12 protein-coding genes are annotated in these 11,809 nt (G+C 71.3%); 8 read left to right on the forward strand and 4 right to left on the reverse strand.

Features of this window, described 5'->3' with window-relative positions:
* From EAO71_RS32935 to EAO71_RS32970, 8 genes are all read left to right on the forward strand, one after another.
* The coding region (locus tag EAO71_RS32935; RefSeq protein ID WP_222723609.1) for an RNase A-like domain-containing protein at positions 1–1,781 on the forward strand (1,781 nt) is incomplete at its 5' end.
* 10 nt (positions 1,782–1,791) lie between these two features.
* On the forward strand, positions 1,792–2,451 hold the full coding sequence (locus EAO71_RS32940) for a hypothetical protein (protein WP_147981493.1): 660 nt from the start codon (positions 1,792–1,794) through the stop codon (positions 2,449–2,451).
* Positions 2,452–2,487: 36 nt separating this feature from the next.
* Positions 2,488–2,898: a WXG100 family type VII secretion target gene (locus tag EAO71_RS32945; protein WP_147981494.1), complete on the forward strand. Its 411-nt coding sequence runs from the start codon at positions 2,488–2,490 to the stop codon at positions 2,896–2,898.
* A gap of 34 nt (positions 2,899–2,932) precedes the next feature.
* Entirely contained in the window at positions 2,933–3,235 is a 303-nt protein-coding gene (locus EAO71_RS32950) for a WXG100 family type VII secretion target (protein WP_147981495.1), read from the forward strand.
* Between the two features lies 1 nt (position 3,236).
* Complete coding sequence (locus EAO71_RS32955) at positions 3,237–3,587, forward strand: RNase A-like domain-containing protein (RefSeq protein WP_147981496.1); 351 nt, start codon at positions 3,237–3,239, stop codon at positions 3,585–3,587.
* A gap of 8 nt (positions 3,588–3,595) precedes the next feature.
* On the forward strand, positions 3,596–4,234 hold the full coding sequence (locus tag EAO71_RS32960; protein ID WP_147981497.1) for a contact-dependent growth inhibition system immunity protein: 639 nt from the start codon (positions 3,596–3,598) through the stop codon (positions 4,232–4,234).
* A gap of 150 nt (positions 4,235–4,384) precedes the next feature.
* Positions 4,385–5,893 carry a DUF4246 domain-containing protein gene (locus EAO71_RS32965; RefSeq protein WP_147981498.1) on the forward strand — a complete coding sequence of 503 codons (1,509 nt, stop codon included), beginning with the start codon at positions 4,385–4,387 and terminating at the stop codon, positions 5,891–5,893.
* Between the two features lie 168 nt (positions 5,894–6,061).
* Entirely contained in the window at positions 6,062–6,628 is a 567-nt protein-coding gene (locus tag EAO71_RS32970) for a DUF4291 domain-containing protein (RefSeq protein WP_147981499.1), read from the forward strand.
* Between the two features lie 156 nt (positions 6,629–6,784).
* Here the strand turns inward: EAO71_RS32970 and EAO71_RS32975 are convergent, their stop codons facing one another.
* The 4 genes from EAO71_RS32975 to EAO71_RS32990 all read right to left on the reverse strand — a co-directional run bounded on the left by EAO71_RS32975 (position 6,785) and on the right by EAO71_RS32990 (position 11,735).
* A complete protein-coding gene (locus EAO71_RS32975) occupies positions 6,785–7,957 on the reverse strand; it encodes a hypothetical protein (RefSeq protein ID WP_147981500.1) in 1,173 nt (390 codons plus the stop codon).
* A gap of 233 nt (positions 7,958–8,190) precedes the next feature.
* Positions 8,191–8,565 carry a hypothetical protein gene (locus tag EAO71_RS32980; RefSeq protein WP_147981501.1) on the reverse strand — a complete coding sequence of 125 codons (375 nt, stop codon included), beginning with the start codon at positions 8,563–8,565 and terminating at the stop codon, positions 8,191–8,193.
* On the reverse strand, positions 8,562–9,146 hold the full coding sequence (locus EAO71_RS32985; protein WP_147981502.1) for an RNA polymerase sigma factor: 585 nt from the start codon (positions 9,144–9,146) through the stop codon (positions 8,562–8,564). Before EAO71_RS32985 ends, EAO71_RS32980 begins: the two co-directional genes overlap by 4 nt.
* A gap of 348 nt (positions 9,147–9,494) precedes the next feature.
* Positions 9,495–11,735, reverse strand: coding sequence for an MMPL family transporter (locus EAO71_RS32990; RefSeq protein ID WP_147981503.1), 2,241 nt, complete (start codon positions 11,733–11,735; stop codon positions 9,495–9,497).
* Positions 11,736–11,809 lie beyond the last annotated feature (74 nt).

An 11,809-nucleotide genomic window follows, 5' to 3' on the forward strand; every position in this document is an offset into this window, starting at 1 on the left:
GGAAGTTGTCGCCCGTGGTGGTGAAGCCGACCGCCGCGCCGCCGATGGCGACCACGCCCGCGGTGACCAACCCGTGGACGGGCCCCGGCGGCTTCGACGTCCAGCCGCTCCACCTGTACCAGGTGGCGACGGCCCTCGCCGTCGAGCAGCAGTCGTTCCACAAGGCGCTCGTCCAGTTCCTCGACATCCACGCCGGCTACTCCAAGGTCGGCGGATCCGGCACCGTCACGGCCGAGTTCGCCACCCAGTACGCCGCGGTCGTCGCCCTGCTCATGGAGGCGCACGGAAAGGCCGTGGTCGCCATCGGCGGCGCGGCGGTCGGCTTCACCACCACGGCCGACAACTTCCGGCAGGCGGACGCGGCCACCCACCCGCTCAATCCGCCCTTCGCACCGCAGCCGCCGCCGCAGGTCATCTCGGCGCCGCCGGCGTACACGGCCCCGCCGCCGTTCGGCGTCCGTGACGGCAACGCCGTCGACGAGTTCGCCGACGTCTTCGACGACGGCGACATCCCCGGCTCCCTGATGCGCACCGTGATCGAGGAAGCGCTGCGCACCGGCCGCGCGCTGGAGATCCTGCCGCTCCCGAACTACCTCAAGGTCAACGAGCTCTCGCAGGCATGGCTGCCGTACCAGACGGGCCTCGGCATCATCCAGGGACAGCTCACCGGCACCATCGACGCCATCACGGACCATGCCAACGGGGACTGGCACGGGGCGATGCTGCAGTTCGTGTCGTCGGTGTGGGGCACGACGGCCTGGGGCAAGAACACGGCCGGCTACGAGTGGGGGCACAAGCCGCCGACCGGCGCGGGCACGAGCCTTCCGGCCTTCGGTGTCCTCAGCACCACGGCCCAGATCCTGGCCCAGGCCATCCGCTCGTACGCGGAGGCCGCGGAGAAGGTCCGCACCGAGCTGCGCGAGATCCTGTACAAGGCCATCAAGGACGCCCTGGCGCTTCTCGAGGTGACCGACCTCAAGGACTTCATCGGGAACTTCTTCGAGCGCCTCAAGAAGCTGTGGAAGGGCCTGGGCGCCGCGGTGCTCGCCAGCATCGACACGGACGCCGTCAACCGGGCCGTCGACACCTACGAGACCGCGCTGCGGGCCCAGACGGAGAAGGTGAAGGGCCTGCTCGAACCGCTGCGGGAAGCCTCGCGGGCGGTGCCGACCTTCCAGTCGCAGTCGGCGAGGGCGGAGGCGTTCGGAGCGCGCTCGCTCTTCGAGTTCGACCGGTCCGTCGTCCCGCTCAACGAGCAGTCGCGGGACCCGAACAACAGGTTCGGCATCGACCTCGCCTCGATGGAGTGGGAGCGCAACGACTTCCAGCCCCCGCCCCCCGAGGCGCTGAGGCCGGGCAAGGAGGCCCACACGATCGACAAGCACATCGGACTCACCCCGGAGCAGCTGATGCACCGGCTCCGTGACCAGGGAGGCGCCGACGCGTCGACGTTCCGCGACCTTCCGTCCGCCGATCAGTACGTGCAGGCCGCGGTGAACGACCCGGCGAAGAGGAACGAGCTGGAAACCTGGATGCGCAACCAGGAGCGGAAGGTCGCGGACGGCACCTTCAAGCCCGGATCCGTCAAGGCGTGGGACTTCCCGGTCACGGACGCGAACGGGCAGCAGGTGGCCGTCGGGACCTCCGTGAGCCAGGCGGACTTCGCCGCGTCAGGCTATTCGGCCCAGGCCAAGAACGTGCACACGGTGCACGTGGTCCTCGCCTACTCGCCCGAGTCGAAGTCCTTCTACGTGCTGACCGCCTATCCGAAGGCCCCTTAGCATGCGTCAGGTGACCGAACCGATTGACGCCGTCCTCACCAGCGGGGTGCTGGCCCGCCTCGTCGACCTCGCCGTTGCCTCGCGGAACCCCGGAGCCGCCCCGTTGGAGGACGAGCTCCAGCGTTTCTCCCGGTTGATGCAGGACTCGCACACGATCGCCTGGGTCATGCCCTTCGACGCGGTGGCCTCGCTCGTCGAGGGACTGGCGGACGAGTACGGCACGGAGCGGTTCAGCACCAGACCGGCCGCATTCCGTGACCGGCTCGCCCGGGCGGCCGGCGACGAACCCGCCGACGCCTTCCTGCGCTCCCTGGCGGAGCTCGTCCGCGACCCCTGGTTCGGCGACTGCCCGGACTACGACGAACTGCCGCTCTCGCAGTGGGAGGCACTCGCCCGCTTCGACGTCGTCAACGAGTTCGCTTCACAGCTGCCCACCGGTGAGTACGACAGAGACCCGGAGGCGGAAGCACGTGAACTGGTCGCCATGGACCACCCCGACTGCCACGGCAGAATCGCCGATCTCGCCGGCCAGCTCCAGCGCATCCTGTACATGTTCCGTTCGCCCGCAGAACTCGACGAGGCCTTCGCGCCTGTCATGCCGTCGGTGACGAGCGCACGGCTGCGGCTGCTCCTCGACGCCGTCCACGCCCACTTCGCCGAGCAGCACTGACCCGCCACCCCATCGCCCCCGGAAGGAGCCGCCGCCATGCCCATCGAGCCGAACCTCGCCGTGACGGAAGAGGACCTGAAGCGTCTCGCCGACGACCTGGACGCCATGCGGACGCACATCGACGGCCAGGTGCGCCGGATGGACGCGATCGTCGACCGGGCCGAGGCGCGATGGCGCAGCGAGGCGGCGACGGCGTACCGGAAGCTGCACCGGGAGGCGGGCGCGGACGCCGTGAGGGTCCGCGAGATCCTGGAAGTCCTGGCGCAGGCGGTGCGGATGAGCCGGGACGGCTTCACGCGCCAGGAGCTGGACACCCTGCGGCAGTTCCGGGCCGAGATGAAGAAGGTCGACATCGACGCCGAGGTGCGCGAACTGTCCGGCGAGGGACCGGGGGGCACGGGCCCCGGCGGCGGAGCGGCGCCGACCAGCAGGATCATCGACATCTGAACGCGCATCCGAACATCCGTAAGCAGGGGGAATCGTGAACGACGACGGCTCGATCACCGTCGACCTGGTCGCGCTGCGCGAGATAGCCGGCGACCTCGAGGACATACTGAGGACGCTCAACGAGCGCCTGAGCGCGCTGTACGACCGCACGGTGCCGGTCGTCCTGGCCTGGCAGGGCGAGGCCCGCGAGGCATTCGTGGACGAACTCGACCGCTGGGACCGGCAGATGGAGGACCTGCAGGCCGCGCAGAAGTGGCTGCACGCCGTCGTCACGACCGGGCACGCCAACTACTCCGCCGCCCAGCGGGCCACCCTGCGCGGTTGGGGCGGGGCCTGACATGACGACTCCTCCCGCTCCCTCCGGAACACCCGCCCTCGCCCGCGCCGACCGCGCCGCGAGCTTCCCGGACCGGGCGACCGCCCAGTGGGCCACCCAGCAGGTGATCTCGCAGAACGAGCAGGTCGTCCACCGCTGGCTCGCCCAGTCCACCCGGCAGCGGCTCGTGCTCGAGGCCGCCTGGCCCTCGCGCCCCGATCCGGTGGGCACGCTGCTCACCACCGGGATGGCGCTGGCCGGCCAGGAGCCGATCCCGGTGCGCGCCGCCCGGGTCGTGCTCCGCCGGAGCGGATCCGGCGAGCCCGGCGCCCACCCCTTCACCGTGCACTCCTCCCTGCCCGTCGACCTGTAGAGGCCTCCGTGTCCCTGAACCCCGCCGAGCACGACCGCAAGTACGGCGAGCTCGACCAGGTCGTCCGCGCTCACCTGGGACTTGGCCCGCACGCCCCCGAGGCGGTGGCCGGCTATCTGCGGCAGACCTGGCGCACCCGGCCCTGGGCCATCGCCGTCGCGGCCGAGCAGCTGCGCGTCTACGCCGACAATCCGCCGGGGCGGCTGCGCTTGCGGCTCGGCGAGTACTACCGGCTGCCCGACCTGGGGCTGCCGCCCGAGAACATCCGGGGCTGGCTCACGGGCCTGGCCGACCGGCTCGACGAGAGCCTGGCGAACGGCCAGGCGCCACCGCCTGCCGCGCCCGCGACGCCGTGGGAGTGGCGGGCCCGCTTCCCCGAACTGGCGCAACTGCTCGGCGGCTGGTTCTCGCAGGACATGCCGGACGAGTTCGGCGACCACGAGGCCGCGCTCGACGACTACCTGGCGGGCACCGACACGGGTCTCGTCGCCCAGCTGACGGGGGAGCTGCACGACCTCCTCGCCCTCGGCCTCGACGAGGACGGCCTGGCCCTGGCGCTGGTGACGCTCGGCGCGGAGGTCGAGCCCCCGGTGCCTTTCACCCCTGGCGCCTGGCTCGCCACGCTCGCCGTACGGCTGCGCGGCTGACCGCCCGTCCGCGCTCCGGTCCGGGCGGGCGGTCGCCGGCGGGCCGGCACGGGTACCCGCACCGGCGGACGGGGACCACGGCGGCGATGTCGGTCCGCTGAACTATCCTTCCCGCCATCGCACACCGACCGACTGTAGGGATCACGAGACTTGACCGGCCTGCCTGCCTTCCCGCTGCCCTTCCACGCTTCGCGTTCCCTGGCCTTCGCGACACCCCGAACGTTGCGGGAACTTCAGATGACGGAGTGCAGCGCGCACATCCGGGCGAAGCCGGGGTGGTTCGACAAGATGAACGACGCCGACATCGTCGCCAGGTGGACGCGGGAAGCGGTCGCCCAGGGCCTCACCGAGGCGCAGGTCCGGTACGTGCTCGCCGAACTCGTGCACTACGCCGCGTTGCGTGACGGGCGAACCGGTGTCGAGGTGTCCGCCGTCGACGGCGTGTGGCAGTCGGACACTCTGATCGACGACAAGCTCGGATCCCGGCTGCGCGAGGCGGTTCGGGTTCTGGAAGAGGTCCCCGAAGCGGAGAAGGACTGGCATCCCGGATCCGACGGCCAGGTACTGGACCTGGTTCATCCCTCACTTTTCTGCCTGGTGAGGGAGGTGAGCGGCGCGCCCGAGCAGGCTTGGCGGAACCCGACGGACCGCTACTCGAAGCACGAGTTCTCGGAGAGGTTCCAGTGGCTGCCCACGGACGTCGACGTCAGTGACGAGGGCGATGTCGCCTTCCGTTCGTACGTCAACAACGTCCACCCCGAGACTCACCACGAACTGGCCTCGGTCCTGCCGGACTTGTTCGCGCGCATGCGCCCGCTGCTGGAGAACGTGCTCACCGATCTGCGCCATCCGCGGCCCCTGCGGATCGAGGCCGATCCCTACGGGTGGTACGACTCGGAGCCGGAGTACCCGGAGAAGTCCTCCTTCGGTGACGCCGAGGCCCACGCAGAAGCCGTCCGTGCGTGGGAAGCGGCCCAGGACGACTGGTGGGAGAACCGCCGCCCGGTCGTCCCGGACGCCCCGGCCTTCACCCCGCCCGAGTCGCCCGACGCATCCGCCCGAGTCGACCTGCGAGGCCGCCGTCTCCAGGTCATCGTCAAGCTGGCCACCGTTCATCTGACGCCGGACAAGCCCGAGTACGCAGGCGGCTCCTGGCATGTCGAGGGGATGCTGAACGAGCGCATCGTCTCGACCGGCATCTACTACTGGGACAGCGAGAACATCACCGAGAGCCGGCTGGGTTTCCGGGCGGCACTCGACGACCCGAACTACGAGCAGAACGACGACAACGGTCTGCGTGAGGTCTACGGCCTGGAGGACGAGGACGCGCTGAACCAGATGCTGGGATCGGTGTCGACGCCGGCGGGTCGCTGCCTCGCGTTCCCGAACGTCCTGCAACACCGCGTCGGCTCGTTCCGCCTCAAGGACCCCACCCACCCGGGACACCGCAAGATCCTCGCGTTCTTCCTGGTGGACCCGTCGGAGAGGATCGTCTCGACCTCCGACGTGCCACCGCAGCAACCGTGGTCGGACACCTCGACCATGACGCTCGAACAGGCCGAGACCTACCGCGAACAACTCATGCAGGAACGCAAGTTCTTCGTCGACGAACACAACGAGCAGCTCTACGAACGGGAATTCTCCCTCTGCGAGCACTAGGGCGTGTTGACCCGCAGGGCTGTCCCGTGATCCCCGGCGCCGTCCGCCGACCCGCCGCGGATGCCGGGATCAACGAGCGACGGTGACCGGCACTTTCGCAACCGACTGCGCTGCCGGTGCGAGAAAACGGCTCGCGAGACGCATCGGACGGATGGCAGGGTGCCGCGCATGGCACCTCCCTATCAAATCCGTGCCGACTACGACGCTCGCACGATCGTGGTCTACCAGGCGTACGCGCCTGCCATCGCCGACTCGGCACTGCGGGCGGGCCGCTTCGTCACGCCGTTCTCCTTCCACAGGATGACGTGGATCAAGCCGTCGTTCATGTGGCTGATGCACCGCAGCAACTGGGCCCGCAAACCCGGTCAGGAGCGCGTTCTCGCGGTGCGGATGACACGCGAGGGATGGGAGGAAGCCCTGTCCCGGGCCGTGCTCACGACCGCAGACCCAGCGGCGGTCGCCGAAGCGGCCGTGCATGTCCAGTGGGACCCGGAGCGCTCGCCGCGCGGGGCGGCACTCAACCACTACAGCATCCAGGTCGGCATCGGCCGCCATCTGATTCGCACGTTCACCGACGACTGGGTGGTGAGTCTCACCGACCTCACCCCGCAGGTCCGCAAGGCCGCGTCCCTGATACAGACCGGGCATGCCGCAAGAGCCCAGCGACTGTTCCCCACCGAGCGCGCCTACCCGCTACCTCGGGCACTGGAGAACCACCTTTCCCCGGGTGGGTGACGGCCGACTGCCGCAGAACCGGGGTACACCGCACCGATGGGCACCGGACGCCGATGAAACGGTCCTGTCCGGGGGCGTCGCATCTCGAGGGACGTCGGCCCACCGCGGACCGGATCGGCCGGCCTGAGCGGCTCGATCCGGTCCCGGGCGCCGCGCCTACCGGGCGTCGACGAGGGCGACGGCCTCGGCGAAGTCGGCGTACGCGGGCTCGAAGGTGCGGGCGGCGACGAGGAACATCGCCCGGTCAGTCAACGCCCGCGCGAGGCGTGCGGGGTCGTCGGGCAGGCGGCGGGCGAGTGCCACGCCTTCGTCGAAGCACGGCGTGAACCGCTCCTCGAACCGATAGGGGTGGTTGCCGTCGCGGATGGCCGCGCGGACGCTGATCCTGCGCTGGACGTCCACCAGTTCGGGCAGTCGGCCGGCCCCGCGCAGTGCCTCCGCCTCCGCCTCGAGCCCCGGCTGGGTGCCCAGGAAGGAGACCCGCGTGGCGCTCACCCGTCCGAGGTCGGTGCCGAACGGCGGCATCGGGGACTCGGCGCTCGCGGCCGGCTCGCCGGCCCGCCCCGACAGGACGAACAGGGTGACCCACCACCCGAGGATGCAGCTCCATTCCCTCGGCTCGCCCGTCGTCGCCAGCTCCTCCAGGACGGTCAGGGCCTCCCGCCGGGCGGCAGCGGCGTCCGCCCCGTGCCCGGCGGCCTCGCGCATCCGGGAGAAGTGCACCAGCTCCCAGGTGAGGACGGCCAGTGCCGTGCGCTGTCCGGCGGCCTCGCGCCTGGTCCGGTCGAGGAGTTCGCCGAAGACGCCCGCTGCCGCGTCGTGCAGGCCGGCGCCCTCCAGGTTCGCCGCCCACTCGACCATCTTCCAGAAGGAGTGCTCCGGTCCGCCGTTCCGGACCGCCTTCTCGTTGAGCTCCGCGGCCTCCCGGAACCGCCCTTCCTCGGCCAGGACCTCCGCCAGCCGTCCGCTCTGTCCTGCCTCGGCCATCTCCTCGCAGGCCGCGTGCCCCTCGGCTCGGCGTCCGAGAGCGAACAGGGCCCTCTGGTAGGCGTTCAGGGCCCTGCCGAGCCGCTCTGCCCGGGCCGGCGCCCCGGCCTCGATCCTCCGCGCGGCTTCGACCGCTTCGGCGGTCAGCGTCAGATCCACCTCCGGGTCCCGGCTGCGGTAGCTCATCAAGAGGACCGCGTCGACGAGCTTCGGCAGATACGCCTTCGGGCTCACCTCCGCCAGAACCCGGTACGCGTGGACCTCTTCGAGCAGGCGCAGCCGGCCGGAACCCAGCAGCAGCACCCGTGCCCGCAGCACCGCGTCGTGATCGATCTTCCCCATGTTCCCCCTGTTCTCCGGGTGATTCACGAAGGAGATTCTGGGAGTCGGGACACGGACCGGACAAGGCTCGCGAACTGTGCGTTCCGTCCTACGAAAAACGCCTCTGACCTGTCATGATGGACGTGCGTCGTACTTGTCCGCCGGATGCCCGGCCGACCGCGACGGGACCCGCCCGCCCGCACGACGTCTCCGTCCCCGCGGACGACCGGCGGTCCCGACCCCCCCGCGGCCGCTCATCCGGAACCGTCCCTTGGTCCCTCCCTGGTCCCGGCCGCCGGGCGGGCCGTGGTGAGCGTGCAGACGCCGTCCTGGCACCGGCGCTCCAGGCGGCCGCGGGAGACGGTCTGGGCCAGCCCCACCATCCAGCAGGTGGGGCAGCCCCGGAAGGCGATCAGGGCCAGCGGGGCCGCGAGCAGGGTGGCCGGGCCGGCCACGGGGACCAGGGCGATCGAGCCGATGATCAGCCCGAAGCCGACGGCGCCGCGCGCCAGATGGCGCGGGACCGACCTGCTGGCGTAGTCCGGTCCGGACGCGGCGGACGGTGGCGTCGGGCGAGGCTTCACCCCCTCCGCGGGCTTCACGGTGTTCACGCGGTTCACGGTGTTCACGGTCGTGTGTCATCTCCTTCGGGACGGTCGACGGACTCCAGCGAGTGACGCAGCGCCGCGCGCGCCCGGTGCAGCCGGGACTTCATCGCGGCGTCGCTCAGGCCGAGCGCGCGGGCGACGGTTCTACCGGGCAGGCCCTGGATGTCCCGCATGACCAGGACCTGCCGCTGGTCACGGGGGAGGGCGCCGACCGCGGACGCGATCCGCGCCACCTCCTGACGGTGCAGCACCGCCTCCTCGGCGGACGGTTCGGCGGGCGCCTCCTCTTCCGCCGGTGCCCGGTCGACGCGTCGCGGGACGAGCAGCCGTACCTGCCTGAGGCACTCGTTCCGCACGATCCGGAACATCCACGAGGCGAGCGCGCCCGAGGCCCGCAGGGTGCCGATCTTCCGGTAGAGGATGATCAGCGCCTCCTGCGCCGCGTCCTCGGCGTCCTGCGGCGAGGCGCACAGCGACAGCGCGAACCTGCGCACGTGGGGCTGCGATTCCAGCACGACCGTGGTGAGCGAGCTGAGGTCGCCGTCCTGGGCGGCCTTGACCAGCCGTTCGTCCGGCCAGGCGAGATGTCGTCGTCCGTTCATTCCCTGCTCGTTCCGGAGTACGTGCCGTGCGCGGACGCCGGTCACTGCCGGCTCCGGTAGCGCCGCGCCAGGTGCCACACGCACGCGCCCACGAGCAGGACTCCGAGCACGACGAGGCCGGTGACCATCATGAGTTTCCCTCCTGGTTCGACCGGCCCGTGCGGCCGGTACGCATACAGGAGGCGGGAGGGACCGGAAAGGATTCACGTCCGGCCGGAATTCCTCGAGAGACCTTCGCGCCGGGCGGGGGGCGACGGACGCCGGGGGCTCCGGTGCCGCGTACGCGCACGGGCGAGGCCCGGCGGGGGAGGCCGCCGGGCCGGTGTGCCGGGAGGACGCGCGGGCGGGTCAGCGCACGAGGTGCCGCTCCCGCGACGGGCGTCCCGCCGAGGAGTCCCGGGGCTCCGGGAGGCGCTCGCCCTCGACGTCGATGTCCGGCAGGATCCGGTCGAGCCAACCGGGCAACCACCAGGCGGACTTGCCGAGCAGGGCGAAGAGCGCGGGCACGATGGCCATCCGGACGACGAAGGCGTCGAAGAGGACGGCCGCGGCGAGGCCGAAGCCGATCATCTTGACGAAGTCGTTGTCCTCCATGACGAAGCCGGAGAAGACGGCGGCCATGATGATCGCGGCGGCGCTGACGACCCGGCCGCCGTACCGGAATCCGGTGACGACCGCCTCGCCGGGGCGCGCGCCGTGGGCGTACGCCTCGCGCATCCGGGAGACCAGGAAGACCTCGTAGTCCATCGCGAGACCGAAGACCACGCCGATCATGAAGATCGGCAGGGTGCTCATGACCGGGCCGGGGTGGTCGACGCCGATGAGGTCGGCGAGCCAGCCCCACTGGAAGACCGCGACGACGGCGCCGAGGGCCGCACCCACCGACAGCAGGAAGCCCAGGGCCGCCTTGAGCGGGACGAGCACGGAGCGGAAGACCAGCATCAGCAGGAGGAACGCGAGGCCGACGACCAGCCCGAGGTAGGGGAGCAGCGCGTCGTCCAGGGTCCGGGAGAAGTCGATGAACATCGCCGTCTGACCCGCGACCATGATCGTGGACGCGCCGGTCCGCCTCTCGAGCCCGTCCGCCCCGTCACGCAGGGAGCGCACCAGGTCCTCGGTCCTGGCGTCCGTCGGACCGAAGGCGGGGACGAGGGTGACGACGGCGGTGTCCGCGGACCGGTTGACCGTGACCGGAGAGACGGTCGCGACTCCCGGGACGTTCCGGAGTGCCGTACGCACCCGCTCCGCCGCCGTCTTCGCGTCCTTCGCCTCGACGGTGATGGTCAGCGGCCCGTTGAAGCCGGGCCCGAAGGAGTCCGACAGCAGGTCGTACGCCTTGCGCTGGGTGGTGTCCGGGGCCATCGTGCCCTCGCCGGGCAGGCCCAGTTCGAGGCTCGCGGCGGGGACGGCGAGGGCACCGAGGCCGAGCACGCCGGTCAGCAGGACGGCGACGGGACGGCGCAGCACGAGCCCGGCCCAGCGTGCGCCCAGATGGGGTTTCGTACGGGCCGCGCGCCCGGCCGCCCGGCGCTGCCGGCGCTTCGACAGCGGCTTGCCGGTGTGCTGCCCGCGGTCCCCACGGGCGAGGACCTTGACGGGGGCGAACCCGAGGAGCGCGGGTACGAAGGTGATCGCGACGAGTACGGCCACGGCGACGGTACCGGCCGCGGTGAGGCCCATCGTGGTGAGCATCGGGACGTTCACCACCGCGAGGCCGGCCAGGGCGATGATCACGGTGAGCCCGGCGAAGACGACGGCCGAACCAGCGGTGCCGACCGCGCGGGAGGCCGCGTCCACCCGTTGCCGCCCTTCGGCGACCTCGGAGCGGTAGCGGGAGACGATGAAGAGGGCGTAGTCGATGCCGACGGCGAGGCCGATCATCATGGCGAGTGTCGAGGTCGTGGACGACAGTCCGAGGGTGCTGCCGAGCGCGGTGACGGCGCTGATGCCGATACCGACACCGAGCATGGCGGTCAGCAGGGGCATCCCGGCGGCGACCAGGGAGCCGAAGGTGAGCAGCAGGACGACGGCGGAGACGAGGATGCCGAGCTTCTCGCCCGTGCCGTTCATCGCCTGCGCGATCTCGACGGCGTCGCCGCCCGCCTCGACGACCAGACCCGCGGCCCGGGCCCGGTCCATCGCCGCGGTCAGCCCCTCGTGCGCCGCGTCGGTGAGCTCGGTGGCCCGCGCCCCGTACGTGACGTAGGCGTAGGCGGTCGTACGGTCGCCGCTGACGGCGTTCACCTTGAACGGGTCGGCGACGGCGACCACTTGAGGTGCCTTGGACAGGCCGGCGACGAGCGCCTCGACCTGCGCGGTGCGGCGGGGCGAGGTGATCTTCTCGGAACCGGGGGCGCGGATGACGACGCGGGCGGCGGCGCCGTCCGCGCGGGCCGCGGGGAACCTCTCCTGGAGGAGGTCGAACGCCTTCTGCGACTCCGTGCCCGGCATGGAGAACGTGTCGGCGGGAGGCGGCGGGGCGGCGGAGGCCGCGAAGCCCACACCGACCAGGGTCAGGAGCCACAGCAGGACGACCAGACCCCGCCTTCGGAAGGCGAAGCGGCCCAGTGCGGAGAGGAAGGTAGCCACGGTGATCGAGTCCTGTCGGGTGAGGGCGGGCGGCGACGCCGTCGAGATCGCGCAGGCGATGAACGGCACGGGCG

Origin of the sequence: Streptomyces sp. MS191 (assembly GCF_008042125.1) — a bacterium.
Lineage (GTDB): Bacteria > Actinomycetota > Actinomycetes > Streptomycetales > Streptomycetaceae > Streptomyces.

Excerpts from the sequence above, each read along its gene's own strand:
- EAO71_RS32945 (WP_147981494.1), top strand. The coding sequence starts at position 2,488 with ATGCCCATCGAGCCGAACCTCGCCGTGACGGAAGAGGACCTGAAGCGT.
- EAO71_RS32955 (WP_147981496.1), top strand. The coding sequence starts at position 3,237 with ATGACGACTCCTCCCGCTCCCTCCGGAACACCCGCCCTCGCCCGCGCC.
- EAO71_RS32970 (WP_147981499.1), top strand. The coding sequence starts at position 6,062 with ATGGCACCTCCCTATCAAATCCGTGCCGACTACGACGCTCGCACGATC.
- EAO71_RS32975 (WP_147981500.1), bottom strand. The coding sequence starts at position 7,957 with ATGGGGAAGATCGATCACGACGCGGTGCTGCGGGCACGGGTGCTGCTG.
- EAO71_RS32985 (WP_147981502.1), bottom strand. The coding sequence starts at position 9,146 with ATGAACGGACGACGACATCTCGCCTGGCCGGACGAACGGCTGGTCAAG.